17 protein-coding genes are annotated in these 19,737 nt (G+C 38.9%); 14 read left to right on the top strand and 3 right to left on the bottom strand.

Annotated features, from left to right (window positions below; genetic code table 11):
- Positions 1-69: 69 nt before the first annotated feature.
- The 14 genes from BLP57_RS08025 to BLP57_RS07960 all read left to right on the top strand — a co-directional run bounded on the left by BLP57_RS08025 (position 70) and on the right by BLP57_RS07960 (position 15,879).
- Positions 70-3,147, top strand: coding sequence for a fucose pyrophosphorylase domain-containing protein (locus BLP57_RS08025; protein WP_242872576.1), 3,078 nt, complete (start codon positions 70-72; stop codon positions 3,145-3,147).
- A 64-nt stretch (positions 3,148-3,211) separates the two neighbouring features.
- Positions 3,212-4,492 carry a glycosyltransferase family 4 protein gene (locus BLP57_RS08020; RefSeq protein WP_092070727.1) on the top strand — a complete coding sequence of 427 codons (1,281 nt, stop codon included), beginning with the start codon at positions 3,212-3,214 and terminating at the stop codon, positions 4,490-4,492.
- A gap of 62 nt (positions 4,493-4,554) precedes the next feature.
- Entirely contained in the window at positions 4,555-5,532 is a 978-nt protein-coding gene (locus tag BLP57_RS08015) for an NAD-dependent epimerase/dehydratase family protein (protein ID WP_092070724.1), read from the top strand.
- Between the two features lies 1 nt (position 5,533).
- Positions 5,534-6,580: a glycosyltransferase gene (locus tag BLP57_RS08010; RefSeq protein ID WP_092070721.1), complete on the top strand. Its 1,047-nt coding sequence runs from the start codon at positions 5,534-5,536 to the stop codon at positions 6,578-6,580.
- Entirely contained in the window at positions 6,580-7,992 is a 1,413-nt protein-coding gene (locus tag BLP57_RS08005) for an O-antigen polymerase (RefSeq protein WP_092070718.1), read from the top strand. The genes BLP57_RS08010 and BLP57_RS08005 overlap by 1 nt, the downstream gene beginning before the upstream one ends.
- Positions 7,993-8,080: 88 nt before the next feature.
- Entirely contained in the window at positions 8,081-9,538 is a 1,458-nt protein-coding gene (locus tag BLP57_RS08000) for a flippase (protein ID WP_092070715.1), read from the top strand.
- Positions 9,535-10,464 carry a glycosyltransferase gene (locus tag BLP57_RS07995; RefSeq protein ID WP_092070712.1) on the top strand — a complete coding sequence of 310 codons (930 nt, stop codon included), beginning with the start codon at positions 9,535-9,537 and terminating at the stop codon, positions 10,462-10,464. The genes BLP57_RS08000 and BLP57_RS07995 overlap by 4 nt, the downstream gene beginning before the upstream one ends.
- A 27-nt stretch (positions 10,465-10,491) precedes the next feature.
- The gene (locus BLP57_RS07990; protein ID WP_092070709.1) at positions 10,492-11,322 is read left to right on the top strand and encodes a LicD family protein; all 831 of its coding nucleotides are present in this window, start codon (positions 10,492-10,494) and stop codon (positions 11,320-11,322) included.
- Between the two features lie 14 nt (positions 11,323-11,336).
- Positions 11,337-11,765 carry an adenylyltransferase/cytidyltransferase family protein gene (locus tag BLP57_RS07985; RefSeq protein WP_092070706.1) on the top strand — a complete coding sequence of 143 codons (429 nt, stop codon included), beginning with the start codon at positions 11,337-11,339 and terminating at the stop codon, positions 11,763-11,765.
- A gap of 38 nt (positions 11,766-11,803) precedes the next feature.
- On the top strand, positions 11,804-12,436 hold the full coding sequence (locus tag BLP57_RS07980; protein WP_242872575.1) for an HAD-IB family phosphatase: 633 nt from the start codon (positions 11,804-11,806) through the stop codon (positions 12,434-12,436).
- Between the two features lie 16 nt (positions 12,437-12,452).
- Positions 12,453-13,097, top strand: a complete 645-nt coding sequence (locus tag BLP57_RS07975; protein ID WP_092070700.1) for an NTP transferase domain-containing protein — start codon at positions 12,453-12,455, stop codon at positions 13,095-13,097.
- Positions 13,098-13,122: 25 nt separating this feature from the next.
- A complete protein-coding gene (locus BLP57_RS07970) occupies positions 13,123-13,827 on the top strand; it encodes an aspartate/glutamate racemase family protein (protein WP_092070697.1) in 705 nt (234 codons plus the stop codon).
- Positions 13,820-14,224, top strand: a complete 405-nt coding sequence (locus tag BLP57_RS07965; RefSeq protein WP_175442962.1) for an adenylyltransferase/cytidyltransferase family protein — start codon at positions 13,820-13,822, stop codon at positions 14,222-14,224. The genes BLP57_RS07970 and BLP57_RS07965 overlap by 8 nt, the downstream gene beginning before the upstream one ends.
- 62 nt (positions 14,225-14,286) lie before the next feature.
- Positions 14,287-15,879, top strand: a complete 1,593-nt coding sequence (locus BLP57_RS07960; protein WP_330389389.1) for an ATP-dependent nuclease — start codon at positions 14,287-14,289, stop codon at positions 15,877-15,879.
- Between the two features lie 160 nt (positions 15,880-16,039).
- Here the strand turns inward: BLP57_RS07960 and tnpC are convergent, their stop codons facing one another.
- The 3 genes from tnpC to BLP57_RS07945 form a co-directional block, all read right to left on the bottom strand.
- Positions 16,040-17,659, bottom strand: a complete 1,620-nt coding sequence (tnpC, locus tag BLP57_RS07955) for an IS66 family transposase (protein ID WP_092070687.1) — start codon at positions 17,657-17,659, stop codon at positions 16,040-16,042.
- Between the two features lie 181 nt (positions 17,660-17,840).
- Positions 17,841-18,605, bottom strand: coding sequence for an ATP-binding protein (locus tag BLP57_RS07950; RefSeq protein WP_092070684.1), 765 nt, complete (start codon positions 18,603-18,605; stop codon positions 17,841-17,843).
- On the bottom strand, positions 18,602-19,737 hold a 1,136-nt coding region (locus BLP57_RS07945; RefSeq protein ID WP_092070681.1), incomplete at its 5' end, for a Mu transposase domain-containing protein. The genes BLP57_RS07950 and BLP57_RS07945, both read right to left, overlap by 4 nt.

The following is a 19,737-nucleotide window of genomic DNA, read 5'->3' as shown; positions in this document are numbered from 1 at the left end:
ACAGCGGATAAGAGTATTCGAAGTTATGTAAAAAAAGAAAGTATGAAAAAGCAAAGGATAAGGATAGCAATGAACACAGAATACAGGAAACTGAAAAATCTTTTTCTGCGGCAAAGCTGCCAGGATGCATGGGAAGACTATGCACGAAGCATCCGCAAAGTAAATTTTCCCAGATGGGACTATGTGATACTGACCTCATCAAATGAAGAACAGGCCAGATCCTTCCGCAGCCAGATCGCAGACAGATTGGAACAGGGCGTATTGCCAGGATGGACAAAATATTTCGTGCTCCCGGATCCGGAAGGCAAGAGAGTAGGCTCCGGCGGAGCAACTCTGAATGTACTCCGATTTCTTTCGGAGGAAGAAGGACTCCGGGGAGATTTCCATAACAAAAGAATCCTTGTGATCCATTCCGGCGGAGACAGCAAAAGAGTCCCACAGTATTCTGTGTGCGGAAAGCTTTTTTCACCTGTACCAAGAGAACTTCCGGATGGAAGAGGTTCTACACTGTTTGATGAATTTCTCATCAGCATGGCAGGCGTTCCGGCCAGGTTCAAAGAAGGAATGCTGGTACTTTCCGGGGATGTGCTCCTCCTTTTTAATCCTTTACAGATAGATGCCCAGTTCCGCGGAGCTGCGGCGATCTCCATGAAATCTCCAGTAGAAGTGGGAGTCGATCATGGAGTGTTTTTGAATGATGGAAGCGACCATGTAAAAATGTTCCTTCACAAACAGCCGGCAGAAACACTTCGCAGGCTGGGAGCCGTGAATGGACAGGACTGCGTGGATCTTGACACAGGCGCCGTACTTTTGGACGCCGAAATACTGGAAACACTTTTTAGTCTGATCGCTGATGCATCAGGAAAAAAAGCAGATCCGGATAAATACGAAAGCTTTGTAAATGAAAAAGCAAGGGTCAGCTTTTACGGAGATTTTCTGTATCCGCTGGCGGCAGATTCCACCTTTGAACAATATCAGAAAGAAAAACCGGAAGGCGAATTCTGCACAGAACTTTTTATCTGCAGAGAAAAAATATGGAAGGCATTAAGTCCTTTTCAGATGAAGCTGATCTGTCTTTCTCCTGCAGAATTTATCCACTTTGGGACAACGAGAGAGCTGCGTGCTCTGATGACAGAAGAAGTAACCGATTATGAGTTCCTTGACTGGAAAAAACACGTATTCACCAATGACTTGAATTGCCAGGGAGCTTTGCATACAGCACTGATCGGGCCGGAAGCAGACATCGAGGAAGGAACCTATATTGAAGACACCTGCCTTGAGGGAAGAACCTATGTCGGAAAGGGCGCTGTAGTATCCGGACTTTCCCTGAAGGATGTACATATACCGGCGAACACAGTATTTCACGGTGTGAAGCTGAAGGACGAGATCACAGAACTTTACGGCGGTCAGACAGGACGATGCGTGATCCGTACATATGGAGTCATGGATAATCCGAAGAAAACGCTGGAAGAACGAGGAAGCTTTCTGAGGGGAAACCTGGCAGATTTTCTTTCAGCCAATGGACTGGAGCTGGAAGATATCTGGACCGGCGAAACCCACGCACTCTGGAATGCAAAACTGTATCCGGTCTGCAAAACATTCCAGGAAGCAGCACAGGCAGGAAACCTTCTTGTAAAAATGAGCGAAGGACTTGCTGAACCCCGGCAGATCGAGGGCTGGAAAAAACAGCCGAGACTGAGTCTGGAAGAATCCTTCCGGTATGGAAATACAGAAAATATCCTTTCCTGGAAAAAAGATCTGGAAGCAAGGATCCTGGTGGCAGTATTTCTGGGAGAGTTGAAAAAAGGCGGACATTATATTCCTGCACTTAAGATCTTTGGTGAAAAAGAAATCCAGGAACGACATTACCATCTGCTGATGAAAGAAGCTGAAAAAGCAGATTTTTCACAGAAAATACGGATTCTGTATGCAGTATCACGTTCCATGAAATTTACTAAAAAATGCTTTGACGGAAAAACATACGATGTGTTGGAGCAGGAGTGTTTTTCCCAGATCCAGAAAGAGATCGCATCTCAGACACAGCTGACAGGAAACAGCGGCTATACGATCGCAAAAGAACAGGTAAAGGTAAATCTGCCGGTACGTGTGAACTGGGGCGGCGGCTGGTCAGACACACCGCCATACTGCAACGAACATGGAGGAACTGTTCTTAACGCAGCAATCCTGCTGAGAGGCTGTGAACCCATCGAGGTAGAGATCCGGAAGATACCGGAATTACATATTGAGCTGGCAAGTACAGACACAGGTGCTTACGGAACAGCAGAAAGTGCAGAAGAGATCCAGGACTGCCATAATCCATACGATCCTTTTGCCTTGCACAAGGCAGCCATTATCGCCTGCGGGATCCTTCCGCTGGAGGAAAAGGCCGACCTGAAAAAGGTCCTGGAAAAAATGGGCGGCGGATTCTACCTTTCCACCTGCGTCAAAGGCGTTCCCAAAGGCTCCGGCCTTGGAACAAGCAGTATCCTTGCAGGAGCCTGCGTCAAAGCTTTTGCAGAGTTTCTTGGAGAGAGCTGGGATGACAGCCAGATCTATGATACAGTCCTCAACCTGGAGCAGATCATGAGCACAGGCGGCGGCTGGCAGGATCAGGTTGGCGGCCTGACACCCGGAATCAAATTTATCACATCAAGACCCGGAATCCGGCAGCAGCTGAAGGTAGAAAAGGTAGAGATCTCGGAAAAAACGAAACAGGAGCTTCAGGAACGATTCGCTCTGATCTATACAGGCCAGCGGCGCCTTGCCCGAAACCTTCTCAGAGAAGTCGTAGGAAATTACATCGGCGGCCGAAAAGAATCTCTGGAGGCACTGGATGAGATGCAGAAAGTAGCAGCACTCATGAAATTTGCCCTGGAAAAAGAAGACATCGACGAATTCGCGAGCCTTCTCAACCAGCACTGGGAAATCTCCAAAAAGCTGGATGCCGGCTCAACCAACACCTGCATAGACCAGATCTTCAGTGTATGTGAAGACATGATCGACGGAAAATTCATCTCAGGAGCCGGAGGCGGCGGTTTCCTGCAGGTAATACTGAAGAAAGGCGTCACACAGGAGATGCTGCATCAGAGGTTGAGAGAGGTGTTCCAGGATTCCGGGGTGGATGTCTGGAACGTGGAGTTTGTGTGAAGATAAGTTTTGAAAAACTTCATTTCTTAATAAGGAATGAAGTAAATTTGGAGGAATATAGCAGATGAAGAAAGAGAGCACAGGTAAGAAAAATCTTCTGATTTATGCTCATTACTATATTCCAGATACTGCGTCAACGGGGCAGATCCTCCGTGAATTGGCGGAGAGTATGCTGGATAAATTTAACATCACAGTCATTTGTGTAGTGCCCAGTTATTTAGGGACGATTGAAGATAAATACAAAACAAAGAAATATTATGAAGAAGAAATCAACGGCGTAAAAGTGCTGCGGATCCGAGTGCCGGAATTTAGCAAGATCAATAAGAAGAGCCGCGTAAAGAACATCGTTTCTTATTTCTTTGGAGCAATGGGAGCAACCTTTAAGGTTGGAAAGATGGATTATGTGTTCTCAATTTCTCAGCCTCCTATTCTCGGCGGCCTTCTTGGCGTTTGGGGCAAATGGATGAAACACGCCAAGTACATTTATAATATTCAGGACTTCAATCCAGAGCAGGTGCTGGCCGTTGGCTATACCAAGAGCAAGTTCGTTACGGACGTTATGATGTGGTTTGACAAGTTCAGCTGCAAGCGGAGCGACCTTGTGATCACAGTCGGTCGTGATCTGGTGGCAACAGTGGAAAATCGTTTCAAGGGAAAGAAAGTTCCCAAAACCGTCATGATCAACAACTGGATCGATGAGAACGAGATTTATCCGTTGGATGAAAATAATGAGAAGGTTCTGGAGTTCAGGAAGAAATATGGTCTGGATGGAAAATTCGTCATTATGTACTCCGGAAATATTGGTTTGTACTATGACCTTGAGAAATTGATTGAGGTCGTGGAGCGATTCAAACCGGGCACGAAAACCGTAGATGGCAGAGAAGTTGTGTTTACATTCGTTGGTGCCGGATCTGTGCTGGAGAAGCTGAAGAACTATGTGAAAGAGCATTACATGGACAATGTGGTTTTCATTCCTTATCAGGATAAGTCAGACCTGATCTATAGCCTGAATGCCGGTGATGTTCATTGGTGTGTGAATGCAAAAGGCATTAAGGGCGTGAGTTGTCCATCAAAGGCATACGGAATAATGGCGGCAGCTAAGCCAATATTAGGAGTTCTGGAATCAGGCTCTGAGGTTCGCTGCCTGATCGAAGATACACAAGGTGGTCTTTGTTGTGAGCCAGGGGAGTATGACAAGGTTGAAGAAAACATCCTCTGGTTCATTGAGAATGCCGGAAATAGTGAGCTGAAGGCAATGGGAGCCAGAAGCCGTGAGAATCTGGAAAAGAATCTGACCAGAAATGTGTCTGTGAGAAAGTATGCTGAAGAGATTCTAAAGCTGTAAAATGCGCTTTAATTTGAAAGAAAGTAATTCAGAATGTGTTAACAAGAGGGAGAAAACAGAAGATGAATGAAAAAATATTATTGACAGGTGCATCGGGCTTTATTGGAACGAATCTTTTGGAAGACCTGTTTGCAAAAGGATATGAAGTAAAGAATTTGGACTGGAATGAACCTAAAATTCCGGCCCGAAAAAATCTTTGGGAAAATGTGAATATTATCAATTACGAAGATTTTGAAAAAGCAGTCGTCGGCTTTAATCCGGACTATATTGTTCATCTGGCAGCAAGAACCGATTTGGATGGAAAAACACTTGAAGATTACGACCAGAATATTGCCGGCGTTGAAAATCTTATGAAAATTATTCATAAACTGTCGAATCTGAAGAAAATTATAATAACGTCCTCTAAATTTGTTACAAGAAATGGATATAAAATTAAGAATCAGCATGACTATTGCCCACATACGAAGTACGGTGAAAGTAAAGTAGAAACGGAGATTCGCGTGTGGAATGATACACCTGATTGTGACTGGTGCATTATTCGCCCGACATCGATTTGGGGACCTTGGTTTGGAGTTCCCTATAGAAATTTCTTTGATATGGTGATGCGGCGGATGTATTTTCACATTGGACATATTAAATGCCATAAGACTTATGGATATATTGGTAATGCAATTTACCAGATTGAGCAGCTTCTTTTTAATGAAACGAAAGATGAGAGCAATAAAGTTTTCTACATAGGTGATGAACCTCCGTATGAGATTAACGAGTGGGCAGATGAAATCGCAGCAGAACTTGGATTTAAGGTCCCGACCATGCCAGTTTGGTTTGTGAAATGTCTGGCAAAATTTGGTGATTTTCTGGGACTGTTTCATATTCACTTCCCGATGCAGTCTTTTCGATTTGGGAATATGACGAATGATGGAATCAATGATATGAGTAATACTTACAAAATTGCTCCTGAAATGCCATATACAAGACTTGAGGGAACCAAGGAAACGATTGCTTGGATCAATAAATACGAAAAAAGAAAGGGAAAGTAATATGACAGCAGCGGATTCATTGATTGGATTGGTAAATCCAAAACCCAATAGCACTGTTATGATTTACGATGTCCATGCCAGTGAATCAGGTGCATTAGCAATCCTTGATGATTTATATAAACAAATTAGAGCGTATACCGACAAATCCGTGAAATGGGTATTTATTGTAAGTACGCCACATTATGAAGAAACGAAAGAAATTACAGTAAGAAGATTCCCATGGGTGAAAAAGAACTGGGGTTATAGGTATTACTTTGACACAGTAACGACGAGAAAACTCCTTAATGAATTTAAACCAGATAAAGTTTTTTCGCTACAGAATAAAGGTATAGATTTCTATAACAAAGAACAGCTGGTGTATTTACATTTGCCATTCATACTTACAGATCACAAATTTAGTATGAAGGTCGATGGGAAAAAACTTTGGGCGTATCAAAATATTATAAGTAAAAATATTTTTAGATCACTTCGGAAAGTGAATATGACAATTGTGCAGACCCAGTGGATGAAAGATGCTCTTGTAAAAAAGGCTGGTGTAAATGCAGATAAAATTGTAGTTCAGCAGCCAGATATTAAATGTAACGATATAAAAAAATTTATAGATTGTTCAGAAAACAGAAAACGGATTTTTTATCCGGCAACTTCGTTTACATACAAAAATCACAGGACTCTTTTGAAAGCCTTGGATTATGCACAACAAAGAGGATTGAAAGATTGCGAGGTAATCTTTACAATTCGTCCAGATGAGAATGAATACACATGGCAGCTTCAAGAATATGCAAAAAAAAATAGTTTGAAAGTAAAATTTGGTGGATCAATTTCAAGAGAAAAGGTTTTTGAAATGTATGCAAAATCGATTCTGATATTCCCGTCTTATGTTGAATCCTTTGGACTTCCGTTGCTTGAGGCAAAATTGACTGGAACATATATTATTGCAAGTAATACACCATTCTGTCATGAAATATTAGATGGATATGATAAAGCTGATTTTTTTGATGAGATGGATTATAAGACTCTTGGTCATCAAATTCTTGTGAGGACGCACTGATGAGAAGATATTTAATAAAGAAGAGCCAAATAGTAGCAATAGTGATTTTTTTGGCAGAAATTTTAGGCACTTTAATTTTAACACAAATAAATACATCGGAAAAGATATTAGAAAAAATAGGATGTGTGGCTCTTGTATATTGCTTTTTTTCTATAGCGGCTTTATATCATGTAAAAAAACAGTGTGATATCTTTCTTATATTTATAATAATGAGTTATCTGTTTTCGTTTGGACAGTGTATTTTGACAGCAGTCGGATATAAATTGGGGATTTTTACATTTTCAATAGAAAGAGGTTTTTTTTCAAATCAAGAAATTTTAAATGCAAGTGTATTTAGTTTTATTGCTATTGCCTTAACAGGAATAGGGTTTTGCCTTTACAGAGAGTCAAATAAATATAAAAAAACATTGATAAAGCCAATCACAGCAGATAATGCATTGTGCAGAGTAGCATGGACATTTTTAATTATATCAATAGCTCCAACATTTTATGAGTTATATAAAGATATGACAACAGTTTTTTCAATTGGATATGAAAGTACATTGGAAAATGCAGTGGGTATAGATAAAATATTTGTATTACTGTCAGGATTTTATATTAGTTCGCTTTTAATTTTGTACACTTTTGAAGAAAAGAAGAGAATAATAGTATATCTAGCTTTGGGAAGTTATGCGGTATTGCAATTATTAGGTGGAAGTCGTATAGCTGTTTTTCGATTAGCAATAATTCTTATAATTGTAAGTACGTTCTATCGGAAAACAATAGGTAAAAAGAATATAGTTTTTATTATTGCATTTGGATTTGTAGGTGTTTTTTTATTTTCATTTGTATCTAGCGCAAGAAATTATGTGTATTTAACTAGTGACTTGCAGCAATTTCTGAAAAAAACGGCAATTGATTTATTTGAAAATAATTTTATTTTTTCAGCAATTAAAGAAATGGGAAATACGCAAGTCATTAATACATTGGTTTATTCAATTTGTCCTCAAAAAGTGGATTATCGATATGGCTTATCTTTTGTTAGAAGTATATATGGTATTTTTCCTAATCTGTTAGGTTTAGAGTATACAAGTATTGATAAGGTGTTTTCCGAATATTATACAGTAACGAATGCAGGATGTGGAGCATCTTTTATAGCCGAAGGATATTGGAATTTTGGATATTTATCAGGAATATTTTTTATGATTTTTGGGTACATTTGGGGAGTATTATCAAATAGTTTCAAAAAAATCTGTAGTTCTGAATATGTAAATCAGGAAAAGGTTTTTTTAATTATATATTTAATGTATTTTATGATTTTTCTTGTTAGAAGTGAGAGTGTTGAGTTGGGAAGATCTTTTGTCTATTATGCAGTGATACCTGTTTTAATAAGTAAGATGATAAGTAGAAAAAGTAAAAAAATCACCAATTAGGTTGTTACATTATTTGAAAATGCAATACCATATAATAAATTCATAAGTGAAATTATGAAATACTGAAAATTTAGAAAGGCTAGATAATATGAAAAAAAAATCGCTAGGAGTAAATGCGTTGCTTAATGGAATAAAGCAATGTTGTTCAATTATTTTTCCGCTTATTACATTCCCATATATTTCTCGTGTACTGGGAAATGAAGGTTATGGAAAATACAGCTTTTCGTACTCTGTGACGAATTATTTTATATTATTGGCTGCTCTTGGGATTTATACATATGCGATTCGTGAAGGTGCTAAAATACGAGATGATCAAAAAGCAATAAACAAATTTTGCTCACAAGTTTTCTCTATCAATGTATGCTCTGCAGCAATTTCATTGTTGCTGCTTTTTGCAATAGTACTTTTTCTTCCTAAATTTTCCGGGTATAAGGCGTATATCTTCATTCAAAGTACTGCAATTGTTATGGCAGTCATAGGAACGGACTGGATTAATGGCATATTCGAGGATTATTTTTACATTACAGTACGATATATAGCAGTTCAGTGTATATGCCTATTGGCAATGTTTGTTTTTGTAAGAAGACCGGAAGATATTATTCCGTATTGCATCATATCAGTTTTGGCAACAAATGGTGGAAACCTGATTAATGTATTCTATGTTCGTAAATATGCAAAGATCAGGTTCACATATAATATGGATTTAAAAAGACATTTATTACCGCTTCTGATTCTGTTTGTGAATTCGATTGCAATTACGATTTATGTGAATTCGGATATTACAATGCTTGGATTTTTTGAATCTGATGCACAGGTTGGTGTTTACAGTTTTGCATCCAAAATATACAACTTGCTGAAGCAGCTGATCAATGCAGTGATTGTTGTTTCAGTTCCTCGTATTGCATATATTCTAAAAAACAAGCATGAGGAGTATAAGATGTTCATAAATAGAATTTTTTCAGCCTTAAACATCATACTGCTTCCGATAATTGTTGGGATGTTCTGTATGAGCGATTCAATGATTTTGCTTGCTGGCGGTGAACAGTATATTTCGGGTGATGTTGCGTTGAAGATACTGAGTGTTGCTACACTGTTTGCAATATATGCATCACTCTTTACAAACTGTGTGCTGATTGTTAACCGTCAGGAAAAATATTGTCTTAACGCAACTGTTGTTTCTGCGATAGTGAATGTTGGACTAAATTTTGTATTGATGCCTTGGCTGGGTATGATTGGTGCAGCAATTACAACAGTCTTGGCGGAATTTGTAAATTGTGTGATGCAGATACATTTTTCAAAGCCTTTCTTCAATTGGAGGACATTGGAAATCAAACCGGTTATGTCATGCGTATGCGGAAGTGTTGCTATTGGAGTAATCTGCATGATGTGTAATTGGAATTTTGATAGCAGCTTATTGAGAATGATAAGTGCAGTTTTAATTTCTGTGGTGATATATGCAGGAATTTTGATTTTTATGAAGAACCCATATGCACAGGATACCATAGAAATTATAAAGAAGAAATTTGGAAAAAGGAAAGAATCATGAAGAAGAAAATTTCAGTCGTAATGACAACATACAATGGTCAAAAATATCTGTTAGAGCAGTTGGAATCATTACGGAATCAGACTCTTAAGATAGATGAAGTCATAATCATGGATGATTGCTCGAAGGATGAAACCCCGGGGCTGATTCGAAAATATATAATTGATAACAACCTAAATGGATGGAAGTTGATTGTAAATCAGACAAATCAAGGATGGAAGAAAAATTTTAAACTTGGCTTTGATTTGGCAACAGGGGATTATATCTTTCCCTGTGATCAGGACGATATCTGGCATCTAGATAAAGTGCAGAAAATGACGGAATGTATGGAAAAACATCCTGAAATTGAATTGCTTGCTGCAAATTACATGACTTTCTTTTCCGAAAATGATACTGGAAGCGGAAGCAAATTATATGCGGCTCGGAGTAAAGATATGAAATCTGATGAAAGCATTGAAATGCTTGGAATAGACCCGAAGTGGCCGTATGTTAATAGACCAGGATGTGTCTTCTGTTTTACGAAGGTATTTTATAATTCCATTTCCAGTAAGTGGGACGCAAAATATCCACACGATGCAATTTTGTGGCGTTTTGCACGAATGGATTATGCACTGGCATTATTGAATTATCCTGTGATTGATTTCCGTAGACATGGTGACAATGCCACAAGTGAAGAGAACCGTACGAAAGAAAGCAGAATCCGAACATTTAATGATTATATTTCTTTTCATGAGATGGCACTTGAAAGGGTAATATCGGATGAAGATAAAAAAACGTTAATAAGAGGAATAGAGTTTCTCAAAAAACGAAAACGATTCTTTGAAACGGGAAATATTTTGATTTGGATGGAGTTGGCGATAAAATATCAAGCTTTTTACCTCACTGGAAAAGGCTGCTTAGGAGATTTGTATTTTGTCTATAAAAAATAATCGCAAAATGAAAGGGTAAGAATAAAGATGGATAATGAAACTTTAAGAAAAGTTCAGTTGGCACAGCTGGAGATTGGAAAAGAGATTAAAAGAGTCTGCGATGAGAATGAAATAAAGTATTTTCTTGATTCTGGTACGCTTTTGGGAGCAATTCGTCATAAAGGATTTATTCCATGGGATGATGATATGGATATGGGAATGCTCAGAGAAGATTACGAGCGTTTTATTGAAATCGCTCCAAAGAAATTGAAGCCAGAGTATTTTTTGCAGACATGGAAAACAGATAAAAGCTATCCTTATGCATTTGCCAAAATCAGAAAAAAGGGAACTGTTTTTATTGAAGCGGTTTCACAAAAGACAAATGCACATAATGAAATCTTCGTAGATATTTTTCCATATGATGTTTATCCAGATAATGAAACAGTAAGAACAAAGTTGATGAAAAAAATTATGCTGTTGAAATATAGCCTATGGATGAAAGATGGCATGACACCGTGGTTAAGGCACAAAAGCATCTTGGATAGATTGTTGGTGAGAGCAAAATATGTACCGCATTATTTTTATGCCTTGACACACAGCCGAGATGCAATGATAGCTGAATATGAAAAACTTATGCCAATGTATAATGCAGAGACATCGAAATACTATGTGGAACAATCCGGAGGAACGCCATTCGGCAAATGGATTATTCCTACAGAATGCTTTAAAAATTTTATAGAAGTAAAGTTCGAAGATACAATGTTTTTAGTACCAGAAAAATATGATTTGTATCTTAAAACAGTATACGGAGATTATATGCAGCTTCCTCCTGTTGAAAAGCGTGGAAATTGGCATCAGATTGTAGAAGTGAAAGTTTGAGGGAGGATAAGTAGATGAAAAAGTATCATATTGGTTATACATGTGGTGTCTTTGATTTGTTTCATGTTGGGCATTTGAATCTACTGGAAAGATGCAAGGAGATGTGTGACGTTCTTATTGTTGGTGTATGTGATGATAAGTATGTGACAGAAATTAAAAAGAAACAGCCAGTGTATCCAGAAGAGCAGCGAGTACGAATCCTCAATGCTTTGAAGGTTGTTGATCATGCGGAGTTAGTAACAATCGAAGAAACCGATGATAAGATGCTTGCGTTAAAAAAATTCAAATTTGATGTTTTATTTTCGGGAGATGACTGGAAAGATTCTGAGAGATATTTGCGGACTGAGAAACAGTTTGCGGAATATGGTGCATCAATTGAGTATTTACCGTATACAAAGGGTATTAGTACCACTGATATCAAGAGAAAAATGAAAGAAAAGTAAATTAACAAAAACGATAGATTTCTGTTGGATGGTACCGTTTGGAAAGGGAGTTGGAGGAATACAAATTGATGTCAGATTATATATTTTTATTTGATATGGACTCGACAATAACTAGAAAAGAAGTTCTCCCGGAAATTGCACAAAAGATAAATCGACTTGATGAAATGAGAAGACTGACAGAGGCAACGATGAGAGGCGAGATTCCTTTTCGAACAAGTTTTCTTCAGCGAGTTAAGCTCTTGAGAGATATTCCGGTACATGAAGTAAATAAGATTGTTTCGGAAATTTCACTGAATACAGCTATTGTTGATTTCATAAGACAAAATAGTGATCGATGTTATATTGTCACAGGCAATTTAGATGTCTGGATTAGTGGGTTGATGAAGAAAATTGGAATGGAAAATCATTGTTATTGCTCGAAAGCAGATGTCGTAGATGATCATATAGCTAAAATAGTAAGTGTTGCGGATAAAGAACTAATTGTTAGACAGTTTGTTCAACAGATGGTTACTGTTGGCGATGGAGACAATGATTCAGGAATGGCTAGGATGGCAGATATTGCTATTGGATTTGGAGGAGTTAGAGAAATTGCTCCCTCGTTGATTAGAAACATTGATTTTGCATTTTATGATGATCAACGATGTGCTGATTTCTTGTGGAAATTACTCTGAGGTGAGGTGATAAGGAATGGAGAAAGCAGATAAAGCAACCGTGATTATCTGTTGTGCGGGAATGGGAACGCGCCTTGGAATTGGAACTACTAAGGCTTTGGTAGATATAAGTGGAAAACCGTTAATTATTCGGCAGTTGGAACAACTTACGGAGTATGATGATATACGAATTGTTGTGGGATTTGACGCTGAAAGAGTCATACAAACTGTGAAGGAATATCGCCAAGATATTATGTTTGTATTTAACTACGATTATGAACATACAGGGACTGCGGATAGTTTAAGATGTGCTTTACCTGGAGCAAATGATGTTATTATTGCACTTGATGGTGACATAGTTTTAAATGCGCATGATTTTCAGAAGTTCTTAAAGTATGATGGTGAATGTCTTGGCATTTCAGAGAATGCAACCTGTGAGCCGATTATAGCAGATATAGAAAATGGTAAGGTTGTAAAACTGAAAAAAGGCATTGGCGATGTACAATGGTCTGGTGTAACCAAGATTAAAAAGAATCGGTTAGATGGGCAAGATAAACATGTATATGATATGTTGAATGTACAATTACCGTTGGATTATGTAGACGTCCGCTTAAAGGAAATTAACACGCAGGAAGATTATGATGAAGCAATTATGTGGTATGAAAATGGTTGCAGGGGTTAACTAAAAGTAATAAGAGGAAAGTGATATGGAAGATAACTTTGTAATAGGTGTTCTTGGTGGGATGGGAACATATGCAACTATTAATTTGTTCAGGCAGTATGCGGATGTTTTCCCTGCTGAAAAAGAGTGGGAGAGACCGAGAATTGTTATTGATAATCGGTGTACAATGCCAAGCAGAGTTCGAGCATTTTTATATAATGAAAATGTTGAAGAACTCGTTGATGAGATGTCGGATTCAATGAAGAATTTAGTTGATAGCGGTTGCTCTAAGATTATATTAGCATGTAACACATCACACTTGTTTCTTCCGAAAATCTATGAAAAGGTTCCAGAATTAAGAAATAAAGTGTTGAATATCATAGATAATTGTGTTGAAGAAATAAAAAATGATGGGGCAGATGTAGTCTACCTTTTGGGTTCTGAAGGAACTATTGAATCAAGAATTTATCAGTCAAAATTAGAACAAAATGGAATAAAATGTTTAATGCCTGAGCCAAAAGAATATGGCTTGCTAAGGGAGTGCATTGAGGCTGTTAAACAGAATAGCTATACGGATGAAATTCAATATAAATTTAGCACATTGGTTAATAGATATGATTCGTGTATTTTAGGTTGCACAGAACTACCAATACTGTATGAAAAATATATTAATGCTGTTCAGTGTAAAAAAGTGTATGATCCGCTATTGCTTGCATTACAGAAATTGAAAAAGGAGTATGATAATGACTAGAATATTGACATTTGGGGTGTATGACTATTTGCATTTGGGGCATCTTCGACTTTTCAAACAGTGTAAGCAATACGGGGATTACTTAATTGTTGCAGTGCAGGACGGGGAGTATATTCGAAAATTCAAGTCTGATGCAAGGGTGCTATATTCTACAGCAGAAAGAGTAGAAATGCTGGAAGCACTCAAAATTGTTGATAAGGTTGTTGTTTATAAGACTATAGGTATAGAAGAACTGGAAAAAATAGATTTTGATATTTTGGCACTAGGAGAAGATCATAAAGGCGGTCGTTTTGATGAGGCTGAGAAGTGGTGTATCGAACATGGAAAAAAAGTGGTTAGATTAAAAAGAACCCCCGGCATCTGTTCATCCGATATTAAAAAGTTTATTGAAGAATAATAAAGTTGAATTAAGGTATGAGTGACATTGATGTTGTTAAGAATATGTTTGAATGAGGAGTTATTAACTGCCGACTTTCAAAACTGTCAATAACAAAATGCAAGAGATTTAAAGAAAAAACAGAGTTCAACTTTATTTTTCCCCTAACAGTTCTTGTGGGTCAGAATGGAAGTGGGAAAACAACGGTTGCACGAGCTATAAAATTGCTAAAACCGAATTATGGGCCGCAGTGTGAGTTTTTTGAAACTGAGATTGATAATGGCGGTTTTGCAAATGCAAAGTTTGATTATATTGTTGATGGTCATGAACTTGCATATCAGCATACAGAAAAACCAAGAAAATGGAACTTAGAGGGGACTCTTCCGCAGAGAGTTTCAATAACATCAATCCAAACTAAGTCTTTTGTTGGAGGAATTGAAAAAAGCTTTCTATATGACAATATAGCAAAATCTGCAAAACGTGAGGATCAAGTGGATTATGTGCAAAGACAAGCCCATAAGATACAACAGAAGCCACAAGAAGGTAGTAGAAAATTAAGATGTTCTTTGACAGAAAATGAGCTATCAGTAGTTAATCGAATTCTTGATTCGTGCTTTCAGTCAATTGAAATAATACGACATAAGTTTTTTTGTGGAACGTGGGCAACAAATATTCTATTTCAGAATAAAAATGACTTCTGCGAATATAATTCTGGAAGTGGTGAATTTTTAGTTGCAACGATAGTGCGAGAAGTTGAAAAGGCACCGAACAATAGCATTGTTTTAATTGATGAACCAGAGATATCGCTTCATCCGAGAGCACAGTATAGACTAGTAGAGTATTTCTTTGATGCAATAAAGCGAAAACACATTCAGATGATTGTAACAACACATTCAGAACATATTGTGGAAAAATTGCCGAAGGAAGCTATTATATGCCTAAGAAAAAATGAAAATAAAACATATGTTCAACAGAATGTGATTCCGGAATTTGCATTTTTGGAAATCGGTAGTCCGATTCTAAATCGTAAAAGAATTATTGTTGAAGATGAAATGGCGAAAAGTATTGTAGAAGAAGTTCTTGAAGAAGAGAAACTCAATGGTATTATTTCTGTTGAATTCTATCCTGGAGGCTGCTCAAATCTAAAAAAGTATACAATTCTAACTTTCGCAAGAACGAATATAAAAAGCCAGTACATTCTCTTTGACGGTGATCAATTCAATGAGGCTGTTCCAGACTTTGACTCAATTTTGGAACGTGATAAAACAATTTCTTATTACAGGGACTGTTTTCAAAGAATTGTTGGGATACGAAATTCGACAATGGATTGGGGGCTGGATTCTAACCCGGCTGAAGGACGTTTAAATGAGAAACAAGAGAAGAGCCAAATAGAAAAGTATTTACTGTTTTATAAGAACAATGTGTTTTTTTTGCCGAAGGTGATTCCCGAGGATATAATTTATAATGAGGAATATTTGCGAATAATCTGTGGTCAACAAAAATTTCCAAGTTTCAATGGTGCTAGAGATAGTAAGGAAAAACTATTCCGCATTGCGAGTTCACTAGGGATTTCAATTGGAAATATTGAACAGTTGCTAGTAAGACAATTTATTATAAAAAAGGAAGAGGACTATCAAACAATAGCTCGACTTGTTCGCATGATTGCAGAGCAATGATAGGCAACTTTACGAAAAAAGGTTTCATGGTATCATTATTGTACATATAATTGATGCTATGGAACCTTTTGAACATAACAGACATATAAAGTGTAGAGTTGTATACGGTAAACTATCCGTACTGCTCTAACTTTAAGCCGCCGTTTCCGGCGGCAAGATTTTAAATATTAGTTGCTTTTGTTTTACTCCGGCATATTGCTGGAAGTTTTTCAGACCATGGCAGGATATCATCTATAAAACTATATTCCCTGTCATCCTGGTGGTCCTTCAATACAGTCAGGACATGTTCAAGATACCGAAAAGGATTCAGATTGTTAGCTTTTGCCGTTTCTGTGATGCTGTAGATAATGGCACTGGCATTTGCGCCATCCAGACTGTCGATCAGCTTCCATGTATGCTTATGGAGACAAAAGCTACGCAGAGCACTTTCTGTCGCATTGTTATCCATAGGAATATCACCGTCTTCCAGAAAGGCTTTCAGAGAAACTTCCTGATTGATACAGTAGTTGATCCCATCCAGAGTCTTTCCTCTGGAAAGCTGATTTTTAATCTGGATCTCTTTTGCCCATGCAAAGAAGGCCTCTACAAGAGGTCTGATATTGGCCTGACGGTACATCTTTCTGACTTTTGCAGGCTGTCCCTCCATCTGGTTGTCCAGATGATAGATTGCTGCGATCCGGCTGACTGCTTCGTAAGCTACAGTCTCTTTCGCATTTTTCTGTGCTGCTTTCGGCAGGGCTTTCAATGCCTCCGCAAACCTGCGCCTTGCATGTGACCAGCAGCCGGCAAAGACGATGTCTGGATTTTCCCTGTCCAGCTTCCTGTATGCAGAGTAACCGTCGCATACTACGATCCCTTTAAAATCCTTCAGGAATTCTTCCGGATGGTCCGCTTTTCGGGTTCGCTGGTATTCATACAGGATGATCGGAGTATCCGTATAACTCTTTCCGGTCCGATAGATCCACATGTAACTTTTACTGTTTACCGGCCGTCCATCCTTAGTGACCATGACCGGAGTCTCATCAGCCTGAAGTACATGAAACTGATACATCTCCTTATGGAGCCGGTCATAAAGGATTCCCAGATACCTGTCCGCACACTGGATCATCCAGTTTGCCATGACCTGTCTGGAGATATGGATGTCATTCCGCAGGAATTCCTGGCTGATCCTGTAAAGAGGAAGTCCGTTTACGTACTTGGCATTCATGATGCTTGCCGCAAGTGACGGAGTGAGCAGGCTGTTACGGAGCAGATTCTTCGGACGGTCCGCTTTTATGATTGTCTGGTTGTCCTTACCAGCGTAGACTGCCACATGATGTTCTTCAACAGTATAGACTGCCGGCTGCACACGTACCCTTTTATATATCTCGTCTGGAAGCTGTTTCCATCCATCTGTGCCAAAGACATCCTGGAGTTTTTCTTCTGACAGGGTATGGACGATCACTTCAATCGGAAGATCTTTTAGATCTGACTCCCGTTTTCCTTTATTTTTACGACGCGGCTGTATCACATCTTCCTCAACAGGCTCAACCACATACAGTGTTTCCGTAAGTGCTTCAGCCTCATTAAATATAAGCTCCAGTTCCAGCTGTCCGGAGATCGTTTCCAGTTTTTCGGAAGAACGGCCGTAACGCTTATTGTTTGCATCAGCGATCTGCTCGATCAGGCGCTCCATGTTTGTATTCAGCTGGTGAATCTGATCCTGCATGGACAGGATGACTGCCATAAGTGTTTCCCTGCTGAAATTATTCAGTTCTTCTTCTGTATATACTTTTGCCATGGATGCCGTTCTCCTTTATCTGATGTTCCTATTGTAACGCAAAGATAAAGAAAAAGCGAATCAGGCAGACAGGGTATTCGTCATTTTTACTAATTGCAAATTATGCTTAAACGGAATGCCAGTTCCGCTACTGCGGAACTGCTATTCCATTTTTAACGGTACGAAGTACCGCTAGATGATATCATTCTGTTTCACGCATATTTATACCGTTCATCTCCAGACGATATGTATGATGTTTATCTGTGATTCGTGTAAGGCACGCATCAGCGTAGGTATTATCAGCAAACATATCAAACCATGTACTGACTGGAAACTGTGAGATGACTACAGTTGATTTTCTTCCATCCCTGGTGTCAAGGACTTCAAAAAGATCCCGGCATTTATCAAGATCGAGATCCATAAGGCCGAAATCATCGATCACAAGCAGATCCAGCTTGGTCAGTTTATTCAGGTAATCCAGATTTGTGGATTTGATGCGTGCCTGTTCCATTTCACTCATAAGTGTGTTCGCTTTTATATACTTTACACTCTTGGACTGCTTCATTGCAGTTATGCAAAAAGCATTGATCAGATACGTTTTTCCACTGGCAGAAGAACCTGTTACAATGAGATTTTTTCCTTCTTCTATCCAATGGCAGGTACTCAGACGTTCTATTGTCTGGGTATCAAGCTGACGTTCTGGACGGTAAATGGTTTCATCAAGATCTGCCGCCGGGTATCGCAGATGTGCTTCTTTCATCAGACGATTAAAGCGTTTATCTGCCCGTGCCTGCCACTCTGCATCAACCATTGCTGTCATGCGTTCCATAAACGTGTTCAGATCTGCATTGGGATCTTTCATCTGTTCTTCCAGGATATGTGCCATTTCCGGAACGCGGAAACTCTTCAGACGCATGATCAGAGCTTGTTCCTGGGGTGTTAATGTAATGTCATGGGATGAACTCATTTGTATGCCTCCTTTCCACGGATGTTTGTATGGGAAGGAAGTTTTCCGTTTATACCGCTGCTGGAATGATTATTCTGGACCATGCCAAGCACTTTCTTGAAATAAGAATACTTGCAGGCATTAGCTTCTACGCATTTCTCAGCAGCCTCCCGAACCAGTCGGTGAGGAACATCCTTACAGGAATGGAGTACACCGGCACAGCTGTTGTATGCCTGTTCCTCGTGTTTGGAACTGCGGAGTATCCTGTCAATAAGAGTTACCATAGATTCTCCATAGACAGATGCCCACCGTCTGTAATAAGCTCCGTCATGTGCATTCACTTCTTTGTAATACAGGTGTTCTGGTGGCATATGACTGTCATCTGTAATGTAAAGAGGAAAATCACGATAAGATCTCGGATGTCGGCAGATCAGCCGGTTATACTCGTCGCAGATCCGTATCTCCGTCATGGTAGCCTTAAGAATTGCAGACTTCCCCTTATAGGTATACAATACAGAATAGTAGTGGGCATCATACTCAAGGTGGTAATTATCTGGAACTTTAAGAAAGTATTTATAATCACAAAGTGTATAACTTTCGCCTGGAAGCTGGTTCATACGCGGTTTGTCATACTTTTCAAATCCATTCATGCGGGATTTCCGAATGTCAGATTTTTTCTGGAAAGGACGCTGGTTGATGTCCGCTACGATCTTTTTGACCGCAGCATTCAGGGCTTCCAGAGAGGTATAAGTGTCTTTCTTTAATTCTTCTACCAGATGCGTTTCTAAGAAACGCACATGATTTTCAACGGTCGGTTTGCCTTTCGGTTTCCTTGGCGGCGGAGGCAGAATGACCGTATCATAGAAGGTCTCCAGATCTGAAAAGGCTGACTGCAGCACAAGTTCATCTTTGCTATGCATGGTAACAGCTGTTTTCAGATTGTCCGGGACAAGATATTTAGGAACTGCCCCATAATAAGACAGCGCGTGTACTGTGCCGGCAATAAAATGTGGAAGTTTTTCATCCAGAAAGATTTCTGCATAAACAAGGCTGCTAAAACCAAGTGTAGTCGTAAAAATGTGAACTTTCCGAAGTTCGCCAGTTGCTGTGTCCAGTAGCAGTTCCGGCTGGTCGCCTACCCAGTCAATATACA

This window comes from Blautia sp. SF-50, assembly GCF_900101315.1.
Lineage (GTDB): Bacteria > Bacillota > Clostridia > Lachnospirales > Lachnospiraceae > Blautia_A > Blautia_A fusiformis.
This window is presented reverse-complemented; position numbering and strand designations above follow the sequence as displayed.